The organism is Cellulosimicrobium sp. KWT-B (assembly GCF_002127155.1).
Taxonomy (GTDB): Bacteria; Actinomycetota; Actinomycetes; order Actinomycetales; family Cellulomonadaceae; genus Cellulosimicrobium; species Cellulosimicrobium funkei.
In genome coordinates this window covers 125,045-147,947 of sequence record NZ_NEDO01000001.1, presented here as the reverse complement: position 1 = coordinate 147,947, position 22,903 = coordinate 125,045, and the positions used below count along the sequence as shown (strand labels likewise).

Annotated in this window: 19 protein-coding genes, 1 pseudogene and 1 riboswitch; of the genes and pseudogenes, 8 read left to right on the top strand and 12 right to left on the bottom strand. The window is 74.0% G+C overall.

The features are described 5' to 3' along the window. Nucleotides 1-13 precede the first annotated feature (13 nt). Entirely contained in the window at nucleotides 14-811 is a 798-nt protein-coding gene (locus tag B9L22_RS00645) for an ATP-binding cassette domain-containing protein (protein ID WP_086148894.1), read from the bottom strand. Then, nucleotides 808-2,022 (bottom strand): ROK family transcriptional regulator, encoded by a 1,215-nt coding sequence (locus tag B9L22_RS00640; RefSeq protein WP_086148893.1) that lies wholly within the window; start codon nucleotides 2,020-2,022, stop codon nucleotides 808-810. The genes B9L22_RS00645 and B9L22_RS00640 overlap by 4 nt, the downstream gene beginning before the upstream one ends. Before the next feature lie 251 nt (nucleotides 2,023-2,273). Between B9L22_RS00640 and chvE the strand changes: the two genes are divergently transcribed. From chvE to B9L22_RS00615, 5 genes are all read left to right on the top strand, one after another. Then, a complete protein-coding gene (gene chvE, locus B9L22_RS00635) occupies nucleotides 2,274-3,398 on the top strand; it encodes a multiple monosaccharide ABC transporter substrate-binding protein (protein ID WP_086148892.1) in 1,125 nt (374 codons plus the stop codon). A gap of 128 nt (nucleotides 3,399-3,526) precedes the next feature. Further along, complete coding sequence (gene mmsA / locus B9L22_RS00630; RefSeq protein ID WP_021482571.1) at nucleotides 3,527-5,092, top strand: multiple monosaccharide ABC transporter ATP-binding protein; 1,566 nt, start codon at nucleotides 3,527-3,529, stop codon at nucleotides 5,090-5,092. Then, nucleotides 5,089-6,261: a multiple monosaccharide ABC transporter permease gene (mmsB, locus tag B9L22_RS00625; RefSeq protein ID WP_021482570.1), complete on the top strand. Its 1,173-nt coding sequence runs from the start codon at nucleotides 5,089-5,091 to the stop codon at nucleotides 6,259-6,261. Before mmsA ends, mmsB begins: the two co-directional genes overlap by 4 nt. 100 nt (nucleotides 6,262-6,361) lie before the next feature. Then, nucleotides 6,362-6,494, top strand: a riboswitch (ZMP/ZTP riboswitch). Nucleotides 6,495-6,574: 80 nt separating this feature from the next. After that, nucleotides 6,575-7,864 (top strand): serine hydroxymethyltransferase, encoded by a 1,290-nt coding sequence (gene glyA / locus B9L22_RS00620; RefSeq protein WP_021482754.1) that lies wholly within the window; start codon nucleotides 6,575-6,577, stop codon nucleotides 7,862-7,864. After that, nucleotides 7,861-8,742 (top strand): bifunctional methylenetetrahydrofolate dehydrogenase/methenyltetrahydrofolate cyclohydrolase, encoded by an 882-nt coding sequence (locus B9L22_RS00615; protein WP_086148891.1) that lies wholly within the window; start codon nucleotides 7,861-7,863, stop codon nucleotides 8,740-8,742. The genes glyA and B9L22_RS00615 overlap by 4 nt, the downstream gene beginning before the upstream one ends. Before the next feature lie 99 nt (nucleotides 8,743-8,841). Here B9L22_RS00615 and B9L22_RS00610 read toward each other — a convergent pair whose 3' ends face one another. From B9L22_RS00610 to B9L22_RS00600, 3 genes are read right to left on the bottom strand one after another with little or no spacing between them, the layout of a single operon-like run. After that, nucleotides 8,842-9,705 carry an ABC transporter ATP-binding protein gene (locus B9L22_RS00610; RefSeq protein WP_086148890.1) on the bottom strand — a complete coding sequence of 288 codons (864 nt, stop codon included), beginning with the start codon at nucleotides 9,703-9,705 and terminating at the stop codon, nucleotides 8,842-8,844. Further along, on the bottom strand, nucleotides 9,702-10,529 hold the full coding sequence (locus tag B9L22_RS00605; RefSeq protein WP_086148889.1) for an ABC transporter ATP-binding protein: 828 nt from the start codon (nucleotides 10,527-10,529) through the stop codon (nucleotides 9,702-9,704). The genes B9L22_RS00610 and B9L22_RS00605 overlap by 4 nt, the downstream gene beginning before the upstream one ends. After that, nucleotides 10,526-11,599, bottom strand: coding sequence for an ABC transporter permease (locus B9L22_RS00600; RefSeq protein ID WP_086148888.1), 1,074 nt, complete (start codon nucleotides 11,597-11,599; stop codon nucleotides 10,526-10,528). The genes B9L22_RS00605 and B9L22_RS00600 overlap by 4 nt, the downstream gene beginning before the upstream one ends. Before the next feature lie 65 nt (nucleotides 11,600-11,664). On the opposite strand from B9L22_RS00600, the gene B9L22_RS00595 reads away from it, so the two are divergent. Both B9L22_RS00595 and B9L22_RS00590 read left to right on the top strand, forming a co-directional pair. Further along, complete coding sequence (locus B9L22_RS00595; protein WP_086148887.1) at nucleotides 11,665-12,990, top strand: MFS transporter; 1,326 nt, start codon at nucleotides 11,665-11,667, stop codon at nucleotides 12,988-12,990. A 45-nt stretch (nucleotides 12,991-13,035) separates the two neighbouring features. After that, entirely contained in the window at nucleotides 13,036-13,839 is an 804-nt protein-coding gene (locus B9L22_RS00590) for an exodeoxyribonuclease III (RefSeq protein ID WP_083385320.1), read from the top strand. A 10-nt stretch (nucleotides 13,840-13,849) separates the two neighbouring features. On the opposite strand, the gene galK is transcribed toward B9L22_RS00590, so the two are convergent. From galK to B9L22_RS00560, 7 genes and pseudogenes are all read right to left on the bottom strand, one after another. Further along, entirely contained in the window at nucleotides 13,850-15,112 is a 1,263-nt protein-coding gene (galK, locus tag B9L22_RS20105; RefSeq protein ID WP_369824803.1) for a galactokinase, read from the bottom strand. A 24-nt stretch (nucleotides 15,113-15,136) separates the two neighbouring features. Then, nucleotides 15,137-16,339 (bottom strand): annotated as a pseudogene (gene galT / locus B9L22_RS20340) (galactose-1-phosphate uridylyltransferase); the annotation flags it as partial. 63 nt (nucleotides 16,340-16,402) lie between these two features. After that, nucleotides 16,403-17,176, bottom strand: coding sequence for a DeoR/GlpR family DNA-binding transcription regulator (locus B9L22_RS00580; RefSeq protein ID WP_031315539.1), 774 nt, complete (start codon nucleotides 17,174-17,176; stop codon nucleotides 16,403-16,405). A gap of 92 nt (nucleotides 17,177-17,268) precedes the next feature. Continuing rightward, entirely contained in the window at nucleotides 17,269-18,480 is a 1,212-nt protein-coding gene (locus B9L22_RS00575) for an ABC transporter permease (RefSeq protein ID WP_086148885.1), read from the bottom strand. Continuing rightward, nucleotides 18,477-19,388: an ABC transporter ATP-binding protein gene (locus B9L22_RS00570; protein ID WP_086148884.1), complete on the bottom strand. Its 912-nt coding sequence runs from the start codon at nucleotides 19,386-19,388 to the stop codon at nucleotides 18,477-18,479. The genes B9L22_RS00575 and B9L22_RS00570 overlap by 4 nt, the downstream gene beginning before the upstream one ends. Beyond that, the gene (locus B9L22_RS00565; RefSeq protein WP_086148883.1) at nucleotides 19,388-20,416 is read right to left on the bottom strand and encodes an efflux RND transporter periplasmic adaptor subunit; all 1,029 of its coding nucleotides are present in this window, start codon (nucleotides 20,414-20,416) and stop codon (nucleotides 19,388-19,390) included. Before B9L22_RS00565 ends, B9L22_RS00570 begins: the two co-directional genes overlap by 1 nt. 423 nt (nucleotides 20,417-20,839) lie before the next feature. After that, a complete protein-coding gene (locus B9L22_RS00560; protein WP_086148882.1) occupies nucleotides 20,840-21,988 on the bottom strand; it encodes an Mrp/NBP35 family ATP-binding protein in 1,149 nt (382 codons plus the stop codon). Between the two features lie 109 nt (nucleotides 21,989-22,097). On the opposite strand from B9L22_RS00560, the gene B9L22_RS00555 reads away from it, so the two are divergent. Next, a complete protein-coding gene (locus B9L22_RS00555; protein WP_086148881.1) occupies nucleotides 22,098-22,895 on the top strand; it encodes a maleylpyruvate isomerase N-terminal domain-containing protein in 798 nt (265 codons plus the stop codon). Nucleotides 22,896-22,903 lie beyond the last annotated feature (8 nt).

The window sequence follows — 22,903 nt, the reverse complement described above, 5'->3', positions numbered from 1 at the left end:
CCGCGCGGGGCCCTCAGGCCCGCGGGCCGAAGGGTCCGGCGCTCACCCGGTCGCGCGAGCCGCCGGCGCCGGTCGTCGCCCCGGTGATCGCGGCGATGATCTCCTCGTAGCTCGCGCCGGGACCGGAGAAGCTGCCGTTGTTGCGTCCGTGGCGCAGCACCTCGACGCGGTCGGCGACGGCGCGCACGTCGGTCATGTTGTGGCTGATGAGGATGACCGCGTGCCCCATGTCGCGCAGCCGCTGGATGTGCGTGAGGACCTCCGCGGACTGCGCGACCGAGAGCGCCGCGGTCGGCTCGTCGAGCACGACGATCCGCGGCTCGCCGAGCAGCGTGCGCGCGATCGCGACGCTCTGACGCTGCCCGCCGGAGAGCGTCGAGACCGGCACCCGCACCGACGGCACGCGCGCGTTGAGGTCACCGAGCACGCGGCGCGCGGTCTCCTCCATGGTGACCTCGTCGAGCCCGCGACCGCGGCGCAGCTCGCGCCCCAGGTAGAGGTTCGACACGACGTCGAGGTTGTCGCACAGCGCGAGGTCCTGGAAGACGGTCGCGATCCCGAGGGCGTGCGCGGCCACGGGGCTCGGGATGGTGACGGGCACGCCGTCGGACTCGATCATGCCGGCGTCCGGGGTCAGCACGCCCGCGACGATCTTCGCGAGCGTCGACTTCCCGGCGCCGTTGTCGCCGACGAGCGCCACGACCTCGTGGCGGTGGATCTCGAGCTCGACGCCGCTGAGCGCCTGGACGGCGCCGAAGGACTTGTCGATGCCGTGCAGCGCGAGCGCCGGCGGGGCGGGGGTGGAGGTCACGACGGGTCACCTTCGGTGGAGGGGGAGGGCGCGACCGCGAGGCCGTCGTTGGCCAGGTCGGTCGCGGCGAGCGCGAGGGCGAGCGCGCCGAGGATCTCGGCGCGGGCGCCGAGGTCGGAGGCGAGGACCTCGACCGGGGCGATGGTGTTGGGCACGAGGTGGCGGCGCATCGACTCGCGCAGCGGGTCGAGGAGCACGTCACCGGTCGCGGCGAGCTCGCCGCCCACGACGACGGCCCGGGGGTTGAGCGCGGTCGCGAGGGCGGCGACCACGGCGCCGATGCGGTCCCCCGCGTCGGCGACGACGCGCCGGCAGCCGGGATCGCCGTCGAGCGCCTCCTGGACCAGGTCGTTCAGGGTGAGCTCCCCGTGGCTCGTGCGGACGAGCGCGAGCAGGGCGTCGGAGCCGACGACGGTCTCCAGGCACCCCCGGTTGCCGCACCGGCAGATGGGTCCGGAGGGGTCCACCTGGACGTGGCCGATCTCGCCCGCGGTGCCGGCGTAGCCGCGGTGGAGCCGGCCCCCGAGGACGATGCCGGCGCCCGTGCCGTACGACGCGCGCACGAAGATCGAGTCGCGGTACCCCCGGGTCGCGCCGAGCTGGTGCTCGGCGAGCGCCGCGAGGTTGGCGTCGTTGTCGACCAGCACGGGCCGGGCCAGGCGCTTGGCGAGCACCTGGCCCACGTGGACGTCGTCCCACCCGCGCAGGACGCCGCGCACCGAGATCATGCCGGTGTCCTCGTCGACGGGGGCGGGCAGGGCGACGCCGACGGTCAGCAGCTCGTCCATGGAGGCCCCGACGCGCTCGAGCAGCTCGACGACGAGCAGCGCGGCACGGTCCAGGCCCGTGTCGAGGCGGTGGTCGACGGGCAGGGGCATGTGCTGCTCGGCGAGGATCTCGCGGTTCGGGTCCCCGAGTGCCACGGTGAGGCGACGGCGACCGAACTGGACAGCGGCCACCACGCCGAGCCGCCGGGCCAGCGTGACCATCTGCGCGCGGCGCCCGGAGCGGGACGCGGGGCGCGTGTCGACGACCCCGGCGCCCGTGAGCTCCTTGACGATCGTCGACACGGTCGCCGTCGAGAGCCCCGTCGCCTCCGCGAGCTCGACCTGGGTCAGCCCTCCGTAGCGACGGATCGCGTCGACGATCCGGAGTCGGTTCGCTTCTCGGAGGGAGGTCTGCGATCCGGGGGTGGACCGGTCGCTGTTCACAGGCCGCAGATTACACGCTCGACCCGTTCCCGGACGGCTCGGAGCGCGGCTCACCCGATGAGTTAGAGCCTCGAACACAATTCGGTAAAGGTGGCCACCTAGCGCTTGACTGTCGAACTCAACCCTGGCTACGTTCCCTGCCGTGCCCGTGGAAGCGGTCCCGTCCGACGTCGGACGCCCGCACGAGAGCCACGGCCCGTCGTGCCGCCCGGGAACGGGGGCACGGCCTTCGACGACGAGAGGGAACGACGATGACGTCCTTGCGCAGAAGGGTCGCCGCGCTCGCGGGGACCGCACTCCTGGCCGGTTCGCTCGCCGCGTGCAGCGCGGAGCGGGCGAGCGAGTCGGGTGACGGCGAGACGACCGCCGACGCGGGGGAGACCCTCGTCGGCATCGCGATGCCGACCCGCAGCCTCGAGCGCTGGAACAACGACGGCGAGCACCTCGAGGGCCTGCTCCAGGAGGCCGGGTTCGAGACGACGCTGCAGTACGCCGACAACAAGGTCGACCAGCAGATCACGCAGCTCCAGAACATGATCAACCAGGGCGCCGACGTGCTCGTCATCGCCTCGATCGACGGCACCGCGCTCGGCCCGGTGCTCGACCAGGCGGCCGAGAACGACGTCCCGGTCATCGCGTACGACCGCCTCATCAACGGCTCCGAGCACGTCGACTACTACGCGACGTTCGACAACGAGCTCGTCGGCACGCTCCAGGGCCAGTTCATCGTCGACCAGCTGGGCCTCGAGGGCGGCGCCGGGCCGTTCAACCTCGAGCCGTTCTCCGGCTCGCCCGACGACAACAACGCGAAGTTCTTCTTCAAGGGCGCGTGGGACGTGCTGAGCCCCTACGTCGAGTCGGGCCAGCTCGTCGTCCCGTCCGGCAAGGCGCCCGCGACGGCCGACGACTGGGCGTCGATCGGCATCCAGGGCTGGGAGTCCGCGAAGGCGCAGTCGGAGATGGAGAACCGGCTCAACTCGTTCTACACGGACAAGAAGGTCGACGTCGTCCTGTCCCCGAACGACTCGCTCGCGCTGGGCGTCGAGCAGGCGCTCGAGGGCGCGGCCTACACGCCGGAGGACTGGCCGATCGTCACGGGGCAGGACGCCGACGAGGCGAACGTGAAGAACATGCTCGCGGGCAAGCAGTCCATGACGGTGTGGAAGGACACGCGCACGCTCGGCGACCAGGTCGCCACGATGGTCCAGCAGATCGTCGAGGGCGGCGAGGTCGAGGTCAACGACACCGAGACGTACGACAACGGCGCCAAGGTCGTGCCCTCGTACCTGCTCCCGCCGGAGGTCGTCACGGCCGACATGGTCGAGGACCGGCTCGTCGGGTCGGGCTTCTACACCGCCGAGCAGCTCGGTCTGTGACCGGGGCGGGGCTGCCGCGCGCCGCCCCGCCCGCCCGCCCGGCCCCACGACCACCCGTGGGGCCGGGCGGGACCACCCGAACGCCGGGCGGCGTCGTCGACCCGCCCGCGGACCAGACAGGAGCTGGGATGGTTCTCGAGAACGTGCTCGAGACGGGGAACATCCTCGAGATGCACGCCATCAGCAAGGAGTTCCCCGGGGTCAAGGCGCTGCAGGACGTGACGCTCGAGGTGCGTCGCGGCGAGGTGCACGCGATCTGCGGGGAGAACGGGGCCGGCAAGTCGACCCTCATGAAGATCCTGTCCGGGGTGTACCCGCACGGCTCGTACACGGGCGACGTCCTCCTGGACGGCCGGCCCTGCGAGTTCCGGGGGATCCGGGACAGCGAGGCGCGCGGCGTCGTCATCATCCACCAGGAGCTCGCGCTCGTCCCGTTCCTCTCGATCGCCGAGAACATCTTCCTCGGCAACGAGAAGGCGAGCGGCGGCGTCGTCGACTGGAACCGGACGGCCGCGGAGGCGGCCCTCCTGCTGGAGCGGGTGGGGCTCGCCGAGAGCCCCGCGACGCTCGCGGCGGACATCGGGGTCGGCAAACAGCAGCTCGTCGAGATCGCCAAGGCGCTGTCCAAGCGCGTCGACCTGCTCATCCTCGACGAGCCGACGGCGGCGCTCAACGACGAGGACAGCGCGCACCTGCTCGGCCTCATCGACCAGTTCCGCGAGGCCGGCATCACCTCGATCATCATCTCCCACAAGCTCAACGAGATCGCCGCGATCGCGGACCGCGTGACGATCCTGCGCGACGGGCGCACGATCGAGACGCTCGACCTGCACGGCGACGAGCCCGTGAGCGAGGACCGGATCATCCGCGGGATGGTCGGGCGCGCGCTCGAGAGCCGGTTCCCGGCGCGCGAGCCGTCGGTCGGGGCCGAGGTCCTGCGGATCGAGGACTGGACGGCGCACCACCCCGTCGACACCGAGCGCGTCGTCGTCGACCACGCGAACCTCACGGTGCACGCGGGCGAGATCGTCGGGCTCGCCGGCCTCATGGGCGCGGGCCGCACCGAGCTCGCCATGAGCGTGTTCGGGCACGCGTACGGCACGCGCATCTCCGGGACCGTCTACAAGGACGGCGTCCCCGTGCGCACCCGCACGGTCGCCGAGGCGATCTCGCACGGGCTCGCGTACGCGACCGAGGACCGCAAGCGCTACGGGCTCAACCTCATCCAGACCATCCGCGAGAACATCTCCGCGTCCGCGCTCGGCAAGGTCGCGCGCTGGGGCGTCGTGCAGCGCGAGGAGGAGGTCACGGTCGCGGAGCGCTACCGCCGCGACTTCGGGATCAAGTCGCCCACGGTGGAGTCCCTCGTGGGCAAGCTCTCCGGCGGGAACCAGCAGAAGGTCGTGCTCGGCAAGTGGGTCTTCTCCGACCCCGACGTCCTCATCCTCGACGAGCCCACGCGCGGGATCGACGTCGGCGCCAAGTACGAGATCTACTCGATCGTCAACGCGCTCGCCGACGCGGGCAAGGCCGTCCTCGTGATCTCGTCCGAGCTGCCCGAGCTCCTCGGGATCTGCGACCGCATCTACGCGATGAGCCAGGGGCGGATCACGGGCGAGGTCGCCCGCGCCGAGGCGACGCAGGAGACCCTCATGCACTACATGACCATGGACAAGGGAGTCACCGTCCGATGAACGCCGTAAGGGAGTACCTCGGCCGCAACGTCCGCCAGTACGGCATCGTCGCGGCTCTGCTAGTCATCGTCCTGCTCTTCCAGGTGCTCACCGACGGGCGCCTGCTCTACCCCAACAACGTCGCGAGCCTCGTGCAGCAGAACGCCTACGTCATGGTGCTCGCGATCGGCATGGTCATGGTGATCGTGGCCGGGCACATCGACCTGTCCGTCGGGTCCGTCGTGGCCTTCGTCGGCGGGCTGTGCGCCATCATGATGACGCAGTGGGAGCTGCCCTGGCTCGTCGCCGTGCTGCTCTCGCTCGTCGTGGGGGCGCTCGTCGGCGTCTGGCAGGGCTTCTGGGTCGCCTACGTCGGCATCCCCGCGTTCATCGTGACGCTCGCCGGGATGCTCGTCTTCCGCGGGCTCGCGATCGTCCTCGTCGGCACGACCGTCGCGGGGCTGCCCGGCGGCTTCAAGGCGATCAGCAACGGTTCCCTGCCCAACTGGTTCGGGTTCGTCGGCGACCTCGACGTCGTCACGCTGTGCGTCGGGGCGATCGGCATCGTCGCGTTCGCCGTCGCGCAGTGGCGCTCGCGGACCGCGCTGCGCAAGCACGGGCTCTCGGTCGAGCCGATGTCGGCCTACGTCGTCAAGGTCGTCGTCGCGGCCCTGCTCATCGGGGTCGTCACGTACTGGCTCGCGCTGAGCGCGGGCGGCACGCCGATCGTGCTCCTCATCGTCGGCGCGCTGATCATCGCGTACTCGTTCGTCCTCAACCGCAGCGTGTTCGGCCGCCACGTCTACGCGATCGGCGGCAACCGCCACGCCGCCGTCCTCTCGGGGGTCAGCGCCAAGCGCGTCGACTTCGGCATCTTCGTCAACATGGGCGTGCTCGCCGCGGTCGCCGCGGTCATCACGACGTCGCGCGCCGGGGCCGGCGTCGCGGGCGCGGGCGTCAACTACGAGCTCGACGCGATCGCCGCGTGCTTCATCGGCGGGACCGCGGTCACGGGCGGCGTCGGTCGCATCTCGGGCGCCATGATCGGTGCGCTCATCATGGGCGTGCTCAACATGGGCCTGTCGATCATGGCCGTCGACGCCGCGTGGCAGCAGGCGATCAAGGGCCTGGTCCTGCTCGCCGCCGTCGCGTTCGACATCGTCAGCAAGCGCCGCGCGGCCCTGCGCTGACCGCCCGCGCGGGCGTCGCGCCGTCGGGCACCTCCGCACGGGGGTGCCCGACGGCGTGCGTCCCGGAGGGCTCCCGCCGCCCGGGGGCGTGGGTTAGGATCGATCGCGTCGCGACTGGCGCAACCCGCCCCGACGCCTCGTGCCCCGCACGAGCCGTGGGCCGGGGGATGGTGGATCACCACCGGGGAGCGGCACGCTGTGCAGACGACGGGTCGTTCGCCTGGGCCCCGGGTCACCCCCTGGTGGGGCGTACCCGGCGAGCCGGGAACGTGACCACCGACGACGACTGCCAGACACCCGCGGAGGAGACGCCATGAGCGCCCAGCCAGCCGACAACGTCCTCGACACCCCGCTTGCCGAGCTCGACCCCGAGATCGCGGCCGTCCTCGACGGGGAGCTCGCGCGCCAGCGCGACACCCTCGAGATGATCGCGTCCGAGAACTTCGTCCCGCGCGCCGTCCTGCAGGCGCAGGGCTCCGTGCTCACCAACAAGTACGCCGAGGGCTACCCGGGCCGCCGCTACTACGGCGGCTGCGAGCAGGTCGACATCGCGGAGAACCTCGCGATCGCCCGCGCCAAGTCGCTGTTCGGCGCGGAGCACGTCAACGTCCAGCCGCACTCGGGCGCCCAGGCGAACGCAGCCGTCCTGCACGCGCTCATCAACAAGGGCGACCGGATCCTCGGCCTCGAGCTGGCCCACGGCGGCCACCTCACGCACGGCATGAAGATCAACTTCTCCGGCAAGCTCTACGACGTCTCCGCCTACGGCGTGGACCCGCAGTCGTACCGCGTCGAGATGGACGAGGTCCGCAAGCAGGCCCTCGAGACCCGCCCCGACGTCATCATCGCCGGCTGGTCCGCGTACCCGCGCCACCTCGACTTCGCGGCGTTCCGCGAGATCGCGGACGAGGCCGGCGCGAAGCTGTGGGTGGACATGGCGCACTTCGCGGGCCTCGTGGCCGCGGGCCTGCACCCGTCCCCGGTGCCGTACGCGGACGTCGTCTCCTCCACGGTCCACAAGACGATCGGCGGCCCCCGCTCCGGCTTCATCCTCAGCAAGGAGGAGTACGCCAAGAAGATCGACTCGGCCGTGTTCCCGGGCCAGCAGGGCGGCCCGCTCATGCACGTCGTCGCGGCCAAGGCCGTGTCGTTCAAGGTCGCGGCCACGGACGGCTTCCGCGACCGCCAGGAGCGCACCCTGCGCGGCGCGAGCATCATCGCGGACCGCCTGACCCAGGCCGACGTCGCCGAGGCCGGCGTCTCGGTCCTCACGGGCGGCACCGACGTGCACCTCGTCCTCGTCGACCTGCGCCACTCGGCGCTCGACGGCCAGCAGGCCGAGGACCTCCTGCACGAGGTCGGCATCACCGTGAACCGCAACGCCGTGCCGTTCGACCCGCGCCCGCCGCGCGTGACGTCCGGCCTGCGCATCGGCACGCCGGCGCTCGCGACCCGCGGCTTCGGCGACGCCGAGTTCACCGAGGTCGCCGAGATCATCGCGACCGCGTTGCGCGAGGGCGCCGCGACCGACGCCGACGCGCTGCGCGCCCGCGTGCAGAAGCTCACGGCCGACTTCCCGCTGTACCCGGGCCTCCAGCAGTGACCGCCCGGATCCTCGACGGCAAGGCCACCGCCGCCGCGATCAAGGCGGAGCTCAAGGACCGCCTCGCGGTCCTCGCGGAGAAGGGCGTCGTGCCCGGTCTGGGCACGCTCCTCGTCGGCGACGACCCGGGGTCGCAGTGGTACGTCGCGGGCAAGCACCGCGACTGCGCGGAGGTCGGGCTCGCGTCGATCCGGGAGGACCTCCCGGGCGACGCGACGCAGGAGGAGATCGAGGCCGCCGTCCGACGCCTCAACGAGGACCCGGCCTGCACGGGGTACATCGTGCAGCTCCCGCTCCCGCGGGGCATCGACACGAACCGCGTGCTCGAGCTCATCGACCCGGCCAAGGACGCGGACGGGCTGCACCCGACCAACCTCGGCCGGCTCGTGCTGCGCGTCAACGAGGAGGTCACGTCGCCGCTCCCGTGCACGCCGCGCGGGATCATCGAGCTCGTCGAGCGGCACGGCATCTCCCTCGCGGGCAAGGAGGTCGTGGTCGTGGGGCGCGGCGTCACTGTCGGCCGCTCGATCGGCCTGCTGCTCACGCGGCGCGCGGTCAACGCGACCGTGACGCTGACGCACACCGGCACGACGGACCTCCCCGCGCTCGTGCGCCGCGCCGACGTCGTCGTCGCGGCCGCGGGCGTCCGCGGGATCGTCACGCGCGACATGGTGAAGCCCGGCGCCGTCGTGATCGACGTCGGCGTCTCGCGCGAGGTCGACCCGGAGACCGGCAAGAGCCGCGTCGTCGGGGACGCCGCGCCCGACGTCGCCGAGGTCGCCGGCTGGATCTCGCCGAACCCCGGCGGGGTCGGCCCGATGACGCGCGCGATGCTCCTCGCGAACGTCGTCGACGCGGCGGAGCGCGCCTCCGCCTGACGTCCCGAGCGGTCCGGCCCGGCGCCCCGTGCGCCGGGCCGGGCTCCGGACGCGGTGCGGCGACGACCGTCGGCCGGACGTGGCGGTGACCGTCCGGCCTCAGGTCCCCCCACGGGCCAGGACGAGCATGCGCTCCTCGATCGTCGCGGGCACGGGCTCGACGCGCGCTTCGGTCCCCGTGCCCGCGAGGGCGGTACGGACGCTCTCGACGCTCGAGTCCGCGACACGCACCGACCGGCCGTCGAGGGTCACCGGGAGCCCCGCGCGGTCGAGCGCGGAGAACGCGGTCGCCCAGTCGTCGGTCCGCACGGCGAGCGCGCGCGTGTCACCGATGATGTCGCGCTCGTTGCCCTGTGCGACGAGCCGTCCCTGCGACATCAGCAGGAGCCGGTCGCACTGCTGCGCCTCCTGCATGTAGTGCGTGGTGACGAGCACACCTACGCCGTGGTCGGACTGCTCTCGGATCGTGTCCCAGAGCCGGGCGCGGGCGAGCGCGTCGACGCCGGACGTCGGCTCGTCGAGCAGGACGGCCGCCGGGCGGTGGGACAGGGCAGCCACGAACGCCGCCCGGCGTTGCGTGCCGAGGGGCAGAGCGCCGACGAGGACGTCGGAGTCGCCCGCGAGATCGTCCGGGAGCCGCGCGGCACCGGTGCCGTACGTGGCGCCGACGAAGTCGAGGTTCTCCCGCAGCGTCATGTCCGTGTACAGGCCGAGGTTCTGCGGCAGGTAGCCGATGCGACGACGGCGGCCGCGGTTCGGCGGACCGCCGAGCATCTGCACGCTCCCCGCCGTCACCGGCAGGAGCCCGAGCAGCATCCGCATGAGGGTCGTCTTGCCGGCACCGTTCGCCCCGAGCAGTCCCACGACCTCGCCCGCCCCGACGCGGATCGAGACGTCGTCGACGGCGGGGAACGACCCGAATCGGCGCGTCACGCGCCGGGCCACGAGGACGGGGTCGGTCATCCGAGGACCTCCTGGGGTGAGCGCCGCACGAGGGAGAGCGCGATGACGATGTCCTCCAGGTCGGGCTCCACGACCGGCAGGTCCGGCGGGGCGGCCGCGCCGGGCCAGTACTCGTGCCGCTCCCTGCCGCGACGCCACGACCAGGCCGGGCGCCGCGCGACGCGGCCCCGGGTGACGGTGCCACGGAAGCCGGCACGGACGTCGTCGTACGAGCCCTGGACGAGCACCCGGCCCTCGTCGAGGACGACGAGGTGCCCCGCCCGCTCCGCCTCGTCGAGGTACGTCGTGGACAGGACGACGGCCGCCCCTGAGGCCGCGGCCTGCGAGACGAGCCGCCACAGGTCGACGCGGCTGACGGGGTCGACGCCCGTGCTCGGCTCGTCGAGGACGACGAGCCTCGGCTCGTGCACGACGGCCAGGCAGAACCCGAGCTTGCGGCGCATCCCTCCCGAGAGCCGGGAGGCGAGCCGGTCGGACGCCCCGGTCAGGCCGGCGCCGGCCAGCAGGGTGGTGCGCCGGGTCTCCAGCGCCGCCCCGGTGAGCCCGTAGACCCCGCCCACGAAGTCGATGTTCTGCGCCACGGTGAGGGCTGCCCAGCTCCCGGACGAGGCAGGGAGGAACCCCAGCTGCGCCTTCTCCGGGGAGCTGACGTGCCCGGAGTCGGGGACGACCTGCCGCACGAGGGTCCGCAGCAGCGTCGTCTTGCCGGCGCCGTCGCCGCCGACGACCGCGACGACCTGGCCGGCGGGCACCTCCACCGTGACGTGCTGGAGCGCGCGCCGCTCGCCGAAGGACACGCTGACGGACGTGACGCCGTAGCTCATGCCGCGCCCCGCCCGGACTCGGCTGCCCTGCCGGGGGCGTCCCGGACGCGCCGCTCGGGGGCGAGGTCCCGACGGAACCGCAGGGTCGCGGCCGAGAAGATGACGACGGCCATGACGGCGAGCACGGCGAACGCCCACCACAGGGACCCGAACGTGGCGCCGCGCAGCATGACCCCCTGGGAGATGATCGTGAAGTAGGTGAGGGGCAGGAGATAGCCGATCCACCGCACGCCGGCGGCCATGGCGTCCAGGGGGAAGATCATGCCCGACAGCAGGATCTGGGGCATGAGGACGAAGAACGCGCTCTGGATCGCCTGCCCGGCGGTCTGCGAGATCGTGGAGATGAACACGCCGATGCCCAGGACGACGAAGAGGAAGATCGCGGCCCCGAGGGCGAACGTGAGGACGTTGCCGGTGAACGGCACGTCGAACAGCAGCACCCCGAGCACGGTCACGACGATCATGTCCGCGGCGGCGAGGAGGAAGTACGGCGCGATCTTGCCGAGGATCACGGTGCTCGGCGCGATGGGCATCACGGCGAGCTGTTCCAAGGTGCCCGCCTCGCGCTCGCGCACCAGGCCGATGCTCGTGATGATCGTGCCGATGAACGTGAGGATCAGCCCGATGATCGCGGGCACCATGACCCACGACGTCTCCAGGTCGGGGTTGTAGAGGACCTCGGTCGTGACGGGCGTCCCGGAGCCGGCGCCCACGCGCGCGAGCTCCGCGAGCGCGGACTGCGCGGCGAACAGGTTGGAGCCGTCCACCAGCGCCTTCGGCGTGCCGGCGCCGGTGACGATCGCGACGTCCACGGCGTTGTCCCGGAGCATGTCGCGCGCGTCGGCCTCGTCGTCGGTCGGCGCGGTCGTCGTGACGTCGAAGAAGTCCGGGAGGGTGCCGGCCACCTGCTCGGCCTGCGGGCCGACCACCGCGGTCTCGACCGTCGAGACGTAGAAGTTCGCGGCGTACCCGAAGATCACGAGCAGGAGCAGGGGCAGCGCGATCAGCAGACCCAGGGTGCGCCGGTCACGGACGAGCTCCCGGAGCTCCTTGACGATCATCGCCCTCATACCGCCGACGGTACGGCGCGAGCGGTGCACGCTCCAGCGCGCCGTCGAGACGCTACTCTGCGCGGGTGACGGAGCGCATCGCGACGACGGCGGCGTACGCCGTGCAGGGCTTCGGGTTCGCGGTGGTGCTCACGAGCATCCCCGGATACAAGGACCGGCTCGGCATGGGCGACGACGTCGTCACGCTCGTCGTGCTGGGCGTCTGCGTCCTCGCCGGCCTGGGCAGCGCGCTGTCGGGCGTCGTGGCGGCCGTCCGCGGTGCGCGCACGGTGGTCGTCGGGGGCTTGCTGCTCGCCGCGGCGGCGGTGGCGGGGATCGGTCTCGCGCCGTCGTGGCCCCTCTTCTTCGGGGCGATCGGCCTCTACGGGCTCGCGCTCGGCGCCGTGGACGCCGCGATGAACATGCTCGGGATCGACGTCGAGCGCGCGCACGGCCGCAGCCTGCTCGCGTCGTTCTACGCCGCGAACGCGGCCGGGGGTGTGCTCGGCGCGCTCGCGGTGTCGGGCGGCGCGCTGGCCGGTCTCGGCCAGCCGCTCGCGCTCCCGCTCGCGGCGCTGCTCGTCGCCGTGGGGGCGGCCTGGCTCGCCCTGCGCCTGCCCGACGGCGGTCGCCCGGCCCCGGAGGCCGTCGCCCCGGACGCCGTGGTCCGGGATGCCGTGGTCAGCGATGCCGTGGTCCGGGACGCCGTGCAGGACGCCCCGGCCGGCCCGGGTGCCGTGGCGGCGCCCGGACCGGTGACGTGGGTCGCGGCGGGCACGATCGCGCTGCTCGGCGCGGGGATGCTCGCGTTCCCCGTCGCCGACTCCGCGGTGTCGAGCTGGAGCGCGACGTTCCTGCGCGACGTCCTCGCGGCGAGCGCGGCCGCCGCCCCGCTGGGGTACGCGGCGTACCAGGCGGCGCTCATCGTGTCGCGGCTCGTCGGGGACGGCCTCGTCGAGCGCCTCGGCCGGGTCCGGGTCGTGCGGCTGGGCGGCACGCTCGGCGCCCTGGGGTTCGTCGCGGTGGCGGCCGCCCCGGCCTGGCCCGTCGCCGTGCTCGGCCTCGCGGTGACCGGCCTCGGGCTCGGCGTCGTCGCGCCGCTCGCGTTCTCGGCGGTCGGGGACCGCGCCCGGGAGGCGGTCGCGTCGGGCCGGGCGGGAGCGGCGGGGGATCCCGCCGCCGGGGTCGTGGCGACGGTCACCGACCGGGCGGTCGCGCGGCTCAACGTCTTCACCTACGCGGGCGCCGTGCTCGGCGGCGTCCTCACCGGCGTCTTCGCGACCGCCCACCACCTCCGGGTCGGCTTCGTGGTGCTGGCCGTGCTCGCCGCCGTCTCGGCGGTCCTCGCGAGCGCGTTCCGGCCCGCCCGCGTCGTCGCGGCGCCCGTGAGCGAGGCCACGCCGCCCGCCTGACGCCGGGGCCCGTCGTTGTCGGTGGCGTGTGATGGGATGGCCCGCGTGCTGACCCTCGCCACCGCCAACGTCAACGGAATCCGCGCCGCCTACCGCCGGGGGATGGACGCCTGGATCGCGTCCCGGACGCCCGACGTCCTGCTGCTCCAGGAGGTGCGCGCGCCCGACTCGGTCGTCAACGACCTGCTGGAGGGCTGGCACGTCGCCCACCAGGCGTGCGACATCAAGGGACGCGCCGGGGTCGCGGTCGCGTCACGCCTGCCGGTGTCTGCGGTCCGCGTCGGCCTCGGGGCCGGCGAGCCCGAGCCGCCGGTCGACACCGGTCGCTGGGTCGAGGCCGACCTGGAGCTGCCCGACGGCGGCCGTCTCACCGTGGTCTCGGCGTACATCCACTCGGGCACCGTGAGCCAGCCGGAGACGATGGTCGCGAAGTACGCCTACCTCGAGAAGGTCACGGCGCGGCTGCGCGAGCTCGCGGCCACGGGGGAGAAGGTCGTGCTCGCGGGCGACCTCAACATCGCCCACCGCAACGTCGACATCAAGAACTGGAAGGGCAACCTCAAGAGCGCGGGGTTCCTCCCCGAGGAGCGCGCCTACGTCGACGTGTGGCTGGACCAGGTCGGGCTCGTGGACCTGGGCCGCGTCCACGGCGGCGAGGGCCCGGGCCCGTTCACCTGGTGGTCCTGGCGCGGGCGCGCGTTCGACAACGACTCGGGCTGGCGCATCGACTACCAGCTCGCGACGCCCTCCCTCGCGGAGCGCGCGGTCAAGGTCGAGGTCGACCGCGCGCCGTCGCACGAGGAGCGCTGGAGCGACCACGCGCCCCTCGTCGTCACCTACGACGTCTGAGCGGGACCGGTCAGGCGACCCGCTCGGCGGGCGCGGACGGCGTCGCGAGCAGGAAGCCCGGGGCGCCGAGCCCTTCGCGCTCGAACGCGGCGCGCACGGCGTCGGCGACGGTCTCGACCTGGTCGGCGCGCACGAGCGCGATCGCGGAGCCGCCGAACCCGCCGCCGGTCATCCGCGCACCGAGCGCGCCCGCGACGCGCGCCGCGTCGACCGCGACGTCGAGCTCGACGCTCGACACCTCGTAGTCGTCGCGCAGCGACGCGTGCGACGCGTTCATCAGCGGCCCGACGGCGTCCGGCCGGCCCTCGCGCAGGAGCGCCACGAACGCGCGGACGCGGCCGATCTCGGTGACGACGTGGCGCACGCGGCGGCGCGCGACGTCGTCGGGCAGCGCGTCGAGCGCCCGGGCGAGCGCGGCCGCCGGGTCGTCGCTCGCGTCCACCGCGTCGGCGAGCTCGCGCAGCGAGCCGATCCCGAGCGTGCGGGCGGCGTCCTCGCACGTGGCGCGGCGCTGCGCGTACTGGCCGTCGACGAGCCGGTGCTCCGCACGGGTGTCCACGACGAGCAGGGCGAGACCCGCGGCGTCGAGGTCGAACGGCACCTGCGTGGCGGACTCGACCGGGTCGAGCCCGGGGCGGCAGTCGAGGAGGAGCGCGTGACCGGCCTGCGCGCGCAGCGCCGCCGACTGGTCCATGCCGCCCGTGGGCGCGCCCGCGATCTCGTTCTCGGCGCGGACGCTCGCGGTGGCGAGGACGGCGCGGCCCGCGTCGGTCGCCGTGAGGCCGAGCCCGGCGACGTCGTCGAGCGCGACGGCGACCGCGCACTCGAGGGCCGCGGACGACGAGAGCCCGGCGCCGAACGGGACGCTCGAGTCGACGGCCGCGTCGAACCCGGGGACGGCGGCGGGGTCCGCGCCCTGGGCGACGAGGTGCTCGCGCAGCGCCCACGCCACGCCCGCGACGTACGAGCCCCAGCCGGCGACCTCGCCCGGGCCGACGTCCTCGAGGCGCGCCGTCCACGTCTCGCCGGGCGCCTGCGCGGACGCGAGGCGGACGAGCGAGTCGGTGCGCGGCCGCAGCGCCACGTAGGTGCGGTGGGGCAGCGCGACCGGCAGGCACAGGCCCGCGTTGTAGTCGGTGTGCTCCCCGATGAGGTTGACGCGCCCGGGCGCGGCCCACACGCGGACCTCCTCGCCGGGCTCGTCCGCGCCGAACGCCTCGGCGAGCACGGCACGGGCGCGCGCGGCGCCGTCGTCGTCCGCCAGCGCGGGCACCCAGCCCCGGGCGGCGCTCGTCGGGGCGAGCTCCTGGAGGCGTGCGGCGATGCGCTCGGGCGTCGTGTCGCTGATCCACGCGCCCATGCCGGACTCCGAGCCCGCGAGGTACTTGAGCTTGCCGGGCGCGCGGAGCACGGAGAACACCTGCAGGTGCAGCCGCGCGAGGGTGACGTCGTCGGTGCCGCCGTCGGCGACCGAGCGGCCCTCGCGGGCCGGGGCCTGGTGCCACGCGGCGATGTACGGCAGGGGGATGGGCTCGCCGTCGGCCGTCTCGAAGAACCGGTCCAGGCGGCGCAGCAGCTCGAGGTAGGCGGTGGCCAGGTCGTCGCGCTCGGCGTCCGTGAGCGCGGGCAGGTCGGGCACGTCGCGCCGCGGCGCGAGGTGGACCTCGACGGGCCAGCGCGCCGCGTAGGGCACGTACGCGACCCAGTGCTCCGTCTCGAGGACCACGCGGCGGCCGTCCGCGAGCTCGGACTCGAGCACGTCGCGCAGCAGGCTGCGGCCGGTGCGGCGGTGGTGCTCGCGCGCCTGGTCGAGCAGCGTGCGCGTGCGCGGCGTCACGTACGGGTAGCCGTAGATCTGGCCGTGCGGGTGGTGCAGGGTGACGCCGATCTCCTGGCCGCGGTTCTCGAAGCAGAAGACCTGCTCGACCCCGGGCTCGGCGCCGAGCGCGGCGGTGCGGTCCGCCCACGCGTCGATGATCGTGCGCACCCGCTGCGGCGGGAGCGCGCCGAAGGACGTGCGGTGGTCGCTCGAGAAGCACACGACCTCGCACCGGCCCGCCGCCGGGGCGTGGTGCTGGAGCGGCGCGTCCTCGACCACGGCGTCCGGGACGCCCGGCACGCGCTGGAGCGACGGGAAGCGGTTCTCGAAGACGACGACGTCGTAGTCCGTGTCGGGCACCTCGCCGTCCGAGTACGCGCTGCCGGGCCGCGCGGGGCACAGCGGGCACGAGTCCGCGGCGGGTAGGAACGTGCGGTTCATCCGGTGCGCGGCGAGCGGGACCCAGTCGCCGGTGAGCGGGTCCCGGCGCATCTCCGGGCCGACGTACGGGTGCGGGGTCCCGTCCGGGCCCGGGACCGGGGCGAAGCGGTCCGGCAGCGGGCGCGGGTCGTCGAGCCGTCGCGTGCGCTCGCCCGAGACGTACGCGGGGGAGTCGTCGAAGTAGACGAGCTCGCGGCCGTCGGCGAGCCGGGTCGAGGTGCGGCGCAGGTGCGGGTTCATGCGTGCGGTGTTCCGATCGCGGTGCGGTGGGGGAGTGCGGGGGGTCGGCGCTGGGGTCGCCGGTCAGGCGACGACGAGCTGCTCGACGAGGTCCTGGACGCGCGCGCGCTCGTCCTCGGCGAGCCCGGCGTCGGTGACGAGGACGTCCACGTCGGCGAACGTCGCGAAGACGCGCAGGCCCGTGGTGTGCCACTTCGTGTGGTCCGCGAGGACGACGGTGCGCCCGGCGGACTCGATGAGCGCGCGGTTCGTCGCGGCCTCGTCGAGGTTCGGCGTCGTGAGCCCGATCTCCGGGTCGACGCCGTGCGCCCCGACGAACGCGAGGTCGACGCGCAGCCCCGACAGCGCGGCCTCGGCGAGCGGGCCGACGAGCGCGTCCGACGGCGTGCGGCTGCCACCGGTGAGGATCGTCTCCAGGCGCGGGTCGTTGGCCCGGTGCAGGATCTCGGCGACCGGGAGGGAGTTCGTCACGACCGTCAGGGGGCGCAGCGCGGGGTCCGCGGCGATGCGGGCGGCGAGCAGGTGGGTCGTCGTGCCGGCGCTCAGCGCGACCGACGCGTTCGCGGTGATGAGGCGGGCGGCGGCCGTCGCGATGGCCTCCTTCTCCGCGGCCTCGCGCGAGCTCTTCGCGGCGAACCCCGGCTCGTGCGCGGTCGTGTGGGGCGCGACGGCGCCGCCGTGCACCTTGCGGACCAGGCCCTGGTCGGCGAGCTCCACGAGGTCGCGCCGGATCGTCATGTCCGACACCCCGAGCTCCCGGGTCAGGTCACCGATGCGGACCGCGCCGTGGTCCCGGATCTCCGCGAGGATGCGCTCCTGGCGCTGTGAGGCGAGCATGCGGACAGTATTGTCCACATCGTCGAGAAATCCAACACGATCAAACATGACCGAACATCGCTCGGCCCGGCGACGAGGCCGGGCCGAGCGGGTCAGTAGCGGATCGCGTCGATCACCTTGACGCGCACGGCGACGAGCGCCGGGAGGAGCCCGGCGAGCGCGCCGATCCCGACGGCGGCGAGCATGCCGGTCACCGCGGCGGAGAACGGGAACCCGGGTGCGTCCTGGACGGCCGACCCCATGAGCACGTCGAGCGGGACGTTGTGCAGGACGACGATCGCGACGGTCACGCCCAGCAGCCCCGCGACGGTGGTCGCCACGACGCTCTCCATCATCACGGAGAAGAACACGCGCCCGGAGCTCGCGCCGAAGCTGCGGCGGATCCCGATCTCGCGGATCCGGTACCGCACCGTGACGAGCGCGATGTTCACGAGGCCGAGCCCGCCGAGCAGCAGCGCGATCGCGCTCACGCCGAGCACGACCCACCGGATGGCGCCGTCGACGACCGACGCCGACGGCGAGTCGGACCGGTAGACGTCGGCCTGGACGCCCTCGAGCGCGCCCGCGACGTCGCGGCGCACCGTCTCGACGAGCGCGTCGGACATGTCGTCGGGCACCCACAGCTCGAGCCGGGGCGGCCCCATCATCTCCATCGACTCGGGCGTGACCCACGTCGACTGCGCGTCGACCAGCGCGTACGCGACCGGGGCCATGTCCGGCCAGTCGTCGGGGAAGGCTCCGACCACGGTCGCGACGACCGGGTTGTCCCCGCCGATCGTCACCGTCGGGTGCTCGGCCACGGTCACGCCGCCGAGCGCGTCGAGGAACGCCTGGTTGACGACGAGCGCGGGCGCGAGGCGGTCCGCGTCCGCCTCGGTGAACCAGCGGCCCGACGTCACCTCGAAGCGGTGCATCGTGGCCCAGTCGGGCTCCACGCCCGTCGTGGTGATCTCCTGCGTGCCGTCGGGGAAGCGCACCGGTGCGGGAGCGTCGCGCAGCATCGAGGAGTAGCCGATCCCGTAGCGGTCGACGATCTCGTCGAAGACCTGCTCGTACTCCTCCGCCGCGGGCATGACGCTCCCTCCCTCGCCCGTGGGCCACGCCGACACCTGGAGGGTCGCGGCGCGCCCGTTCCACCGGTCGCTCTGCTCGGACGACACCTGGCGCAGCATCTCCCCGGCCGCCGAGATCGTGGTGATCGCGCAGACCGCGACCGCGACGCCGACGAGCGCGAGCAGCACCCGGACCTTGTGGACGCGCAGCTCGTCCCACGCCTCGATGAGGGCGCCGACGACGCCGGTCATGCCGTCTCTCCCGTGCCGCGCGCGGTGCGGGCGGAGTCGCTGGACGAGCTGCCGGCCGGCGCGCCGACCGGTGTGCGGGCGGCGAGCACCGGCCCGGTCCCGACGAGCGGGCGGGCCACGTGCTCGGCCTGGTGGTCGTGGCTCGTCCCGGGGTCGGTCCCGGGATCGTGGTCGGTGCCCGGCGCGGTGCCGAGCGCCCCGAGGGACCCGGCGCTGCGCGCGCTGATGGAGATCGGGGTGAGCACGCCGTCCGCGAGCCGGAACTGGCGGGCGGCGCGCGAGGCGACGGCGAGGTCGTGCGTGATCGCGATGAGCGCGGACCCGTTCTCGCCGGCGATGGTGTCGAGCAGGTCCATGACCTCGCTGCCCGTGTCGACGTCGAGCGCGCCCGTGGGCTCGTCCGCGAGGATGACGCGCGGGACCCGCACGAGCGCGCGCGCGATGGCGACGCGCTGCTGCTCGCCGCCGGAGAGCTTCTCCGGGGTCGTGTCGAGCCGGTCGCCGAGGCCGACCCGCTCGAGCATCTGGGCGGCCAGCGTGCGCCGCTGCCAGAACTGCCGCCCGCGCGCGTAGAGCAGCGGGGCGACGACGTTCTCGAGGGCGGTGCGGCCCTGCAGCAGGTTGAACTGCTGGAACACGAACCCGAAGTCCGTGCCGCGGCGCCTCGCCCGGGCGCGGCCCGAGAGCCGGCCGATCGGGACGCCGTCGAGCAGGTAGTCCCCGCTCGTCGGGCTGTCGAGGAGGCCGAGGATGTTGAGCAGGGTCGACTTGCCCGTCCCCGAGCGCCCCACGATCGAGACGTGCTCGCCCGCGCCGACCGTGAGGTCGATGCCGCGCAGGATCTCGAGCTCGCGGTCGTCGGGGAGCAGCACCGAGCGGGTGACCCCGCTGAGCTCCAGGAGGCTCATCAGTACGAGGCCTCGCTGTCGTCCGTCACCATCGTGTCGTCCAAGACCGGCATGACGTCCTGGCCCGGCACGAACTCGAGGACCTCGTCGCCCTCGGCGAGGCCCTCGGTCACCTGGACGACCGAGCCGTCGGTGAGACCGAGCGTCACGGCGCGCTCCTCGGGCTCGCCCTCTGCGTCGACGACCCACACCTTGCCCTGCTCGACGCGTCCGAGGACCGCCGTCACGGGCACCACGAGGGCGCCCTCGACGGAGCCGGCGGTGATCTCGAGCTCGGCGGCGAGCCCGGCGAAGACGGTGACGTCGCCCGGGACGGCGCACGTCACGCTCGCGGACGACGCACCGCCCGCCGGGTCGGGTGCGCCCTCCTCGGGCGCGTTCTCGGGGGCGGCGGCGGCGCCCATGCGGAGGTTCGTGCACACGAACGGCGCGGGGCCGCCGGTGACCGTGACGGTCGCCTCGCCGGGGATCTGGAGGAGTCGGAACTGCTGCTCGGCGACCATGCTGGCCGTGACCGAGAGCGTGCCGGGCGAGACGGTCGCGAAGTCCTCGCCGACCGCCACCTCCTGGTCCTTGAGCGCGGTGAACGTGGCGACCGTCCCGTCGATGGTGGCCTCGACGGTCTCCCGCGTGACCTTCGGTCGGCGCTCGGTGACCGTGACCTCGCCCGTCTCCGGGTCGGTCTCGGTGAGGGGCTCGCGGGGCTCCTCGAGGGTCACCTCGAGGAGGGGCGCGCCTGCCTCGACCACGTCGCCGGGCTTGGCGAGCACCGCCGTGACCACCCCGCGCTGCGTCACCTTCTGCGGAGCGGCCGGGTCGGCGACGACCTGCCCGGTCAGCTTCACGGTGTTGGTGACGTCTCCCGTGGAGACGGCCACGCGGGGTTCCACGAGCTCGGCCGTGGGGAACGCGGGGTCGGTCGCGGGCTCGGGTGCCGAGCGGAACGCGATCACGGCGAGAAGGGCGGCGATCGCCGCCCAGATGACGATGCGGAGGGCGGGGAAGACGATCCGGCGGGTGATACCCACGTGCGGGCTCCTGGGACGACGGTGGCGGGACGGCGAACGGGCGCTGCTGGCGGGGCCGACGACGGCCCGGCCCGAGGCTAGGGCGGAGACGCGGACGGCGTCGTCATCCCTGGGGAGGAGTTCTGTCGCGGCTTCGTCACTGACGGGTCACCGACCGGTCAGGTCGACGTGACCACGTGAGGTGGGCGTGCGCGCCCGGGGGACAGCAGCACTCTCCCTGGGCAGCCGGAGCGGCGTCCCAGGTCAGGGGGATCGCGAGCGAGACGAGGGCAGGGCGGAGCGGCGGCGATGCCACGACACGATCCCCCTCACCGGCCCGACGGCCGTCCCCCCGGACGAGATGCGGGCGAGACTATACCGTGGCGCGCGGAAAAGACAGGAAAAGGACGGTGAAAGACCGGCCGACGTCCGGAGGTCGTCGCGTCAGACGACCGTGACCCCGAGCGACCGCCCCGCGAGCCCGCGGGGCCGGCGCGCGAGACCCGCGGCGACGTCGCGCAGCGCGGCCGCGGCGGGGGAGCCCGGGTCGGAGAGCACGACCGGGGTGCCGCCGTCGCCCGCCTCGCGCAGCGACACGTCGAGCGGCACCTGGCCGAGGAGGGGGACGGCGGTCCCCGTGGCGCGCGACAGGTTCGCCGCGACGCGCTCGCCGCCGCCCGCGCCGAACACCTCGAGGCGCGACCCGTCGGGCTGCTCGAGCCACGACATGTTCTCGACCACGCCGACGACGCCCTGCTGGGTCTGCGTCGCGACCGACCCGGCCCGCTCGGCGACCTCCGCCGCGGCGACCTGCGGCGTCGTGACGACGACGATCTCGCTGCCGGGCAGGAGCTGCGCGACCGAGATCGCGATGTCGCCCGTGCCGGGCGGGAGGTCGAGGAGCAGCACGTCGAGGTCGCCCCAGAACACGTCCGCGAGGAACTGCTGGAGCGCGCGGTGCAGCATCGGTCCGCGCCACACGACGGGCTGGCCCGGGGGCACGAACATGCCGATCGAGACGACCTTCACGCCGTGCGCGATCGGCGGCAGGAGCATGTTGTCCACGCGCGTCGGCTGCCGGTCGACGCCGAGCATGCGCGGGATGGAGAACCCGTAGATGTCGGCGTCGACGACCCCGACCTCGAGACCCTGTGCGGCGAGCGCGACCGCGAGGTTCGCCGTGACCGACGACTTGCCCACCCCGCCCTTGCCCGACGCGATCGCGTACACCTTCGTCAGCGACCCGGGCTTGGCGAAGGGGATCTCGGGCTCGCCCACGCCGCCGCGCAGCATCGTGCGCAGCTCGGCGCGCTGCTCCGCGGTCATGACGCCGAGGTCGACCCGGACGTCCGCCACGCCGTCGACCGCGCGCACCGCGGCGTCGACGTCGCGCGCGAGCGTGTCGCGCATCGGGCACGTGGCGACCGTGAGGTCGACGCCCACCGTCACGACGGCGCCCGGCGCGCCGGGCTCGACGGCGACCGAGCGGATCATGCCGAGGTCCGTGACGGGGCGGCGGATCTCGGGGTCCAGGACCGTGGTGAGGGCCTGCCGGACGGCGTGCTCGAGCGGGTCTGCGGCGGGGTCGGGCATGCCCCCATCGTAGGCGCGGCCGGAGCCCGGTCGGCCGGGTCGGAGGTCCCGGACCGGACGTGAGCCCCGTCGCACGACGAGCGCCGCGGATCGGCGCTACCGTGCACGGATGGACGCCCTGGCCTCCCTCGCGCGGGACAGCGAGCTGTTCGGCGACGCCGTGCGCAGCGCCCCACCCGACGCGCGCGTGCCCGCGTGCCCCGAGTGGACGGGCGCCGACCTGCTCTACCACCTCGCCGAGGTGCAGGACTTCTGGGCGCGCGTCGTCGGCCCGGCTCCCGGGGAGGGGATGGACGGCGACGAGGTCGAGCCGCTCGCGCGGCCGGCGTCCGACGCCGAGCTGCCCGCGCTGCTCCAGCGCTCGACGAGCCGGCTCGTCGCGGCGCTCACCGGTCGCGACCCCGACGAGCCGTGCTGGTCGTGGCACGACGACGGCCGGCACGTCGGCTGGGTGCTGCGACGCCAGGCGCACGAGGCGCTCGTCCACCGCGCCGACGCGGAGCTCACGGCCGGGCGTGACGTCACGCCCGCCGACCCGGGCGTCGCGGCGGACGGCGTCGACGAGGTGCTGTCCGTCATGGTGGACGGGGTGCCCGGGTGGGGCGTCTTCACGCCCGACGGCGCGACGGTATCCGTCGTCGTCGACGGGCCGGGGGAGCGGCCGCGGAGCTGGGAGCTCGCGTTCGGCCGCTTCACGGGGACCGGTCCGGAGTCGGGGACGGCGTACGACCTCGACGTCGCCCAGCTCGTCGACCTGCCCGGCTCGACGACCACGCAGGTGTCCGGCCCGGCCTGGGCGCTCGACCTGTGGCTCTGGGGCCGCGGCCCGGCGGACGGGCTCGTCGTCACGGGCGACCCCGCCCTCGCCGCGCGCCTGCGCCGGGTCGCGGCGGAGGGCACGCAGTAGGGCCTCGG

What these genes read in the sequence shown, in the direction of transcription:
- chvE (WP_086148892.1), top strand. Translation starts at nt 2,274, where the DNA reads ATGACGTCCTTGCGCAGAAGGGTCGCCGCGCTCGCGGGGACCGCACTC.
- mmsA (WP_021482571.1), top strand. Translation starts at nt 3,527, where the DNA reads ATGGTTCTCGAGAACGTGCTCGAGACGGGGAACATCCTCGAGATGCAC.
- mmsB (WP_021482570.1), top strand. Translation starts at nt 5,089, where the DNA reads ATGAACGCCGTAAGGGAGTACCTCGGCCGCAACGTCCGCCAGTACGGC.
- glyA (WP_021482754.1), top strand. Translation starts at nt 6,575, where the DNA reads ATGAGCGCCCAGCCAGCCGACAACGTCCTCGACACCCCGCTTGCCGAG.
- B9L22_RS00610 (WP_086148890.1), bottom strand. Translation starts at nt 9,705, where the DNA reads ATGACCGACCCCGTCCTCGTGGCCCGGCGCGTGACGCGCCGATTCGGG.
- B9L22_RS00605 (WP_086148889.1), bottom strand. Translation starts at nt 10,529, where the DNA reads ATGAGCTACGGCGTCACGTCCGTCAGCGTGTCCTTCGGCGAGCGGCGC.
- B9L22_RS00600 (WP_086148888.1), bottom strand. Translation starts at nt 11,599, where the DNA reads ATGAGGGCGATGATCGTCAAGGAGCTCCGGGAGCTCGTCCGTGACCGG.
- B9L22_RS00580 (WP_031315539.1), bottom strand. Translation starts at nt 17,176, where the DNA reads ATGCTCGCCTCACAGCGCCAGGAGCGCATCCTCGCGGAGATCCGGGAC.
- B9L22_RS00575 (WP_086148885.1), bottom strand. Translation starts at nt 18,480, where the DNA reads ATGACCGGCGTCGTCGGCGCCCTCATCGAGGCGTGGGACGAGCTGCGC.
- B9L22_RS00570 (WP_086148884.1), bottom strand. Translation starts at nt 19,388, where the DNA reads ATGAGCCTCCTGGAGCTCAGCGGGGTCACCCGCTCGGTGCTGCTCCCC.
- B9L22_RS00560 (WP_086148882.1), bottom strand. Translation starts at nt 21,988, where the DNA reads ATGCCCGACCCCGCCGCAGACCCGCTCGAGCACGCCGTCCGGCAGGCC.
- B9L22_RS00555 (WP_086148881.1), top strand. Translation starts at nt 22,098, where the DNA reads ATGGACGCCCTGGCCTCCCTCGCGCGGGACAGCGAGCTGTTCGGCGAC.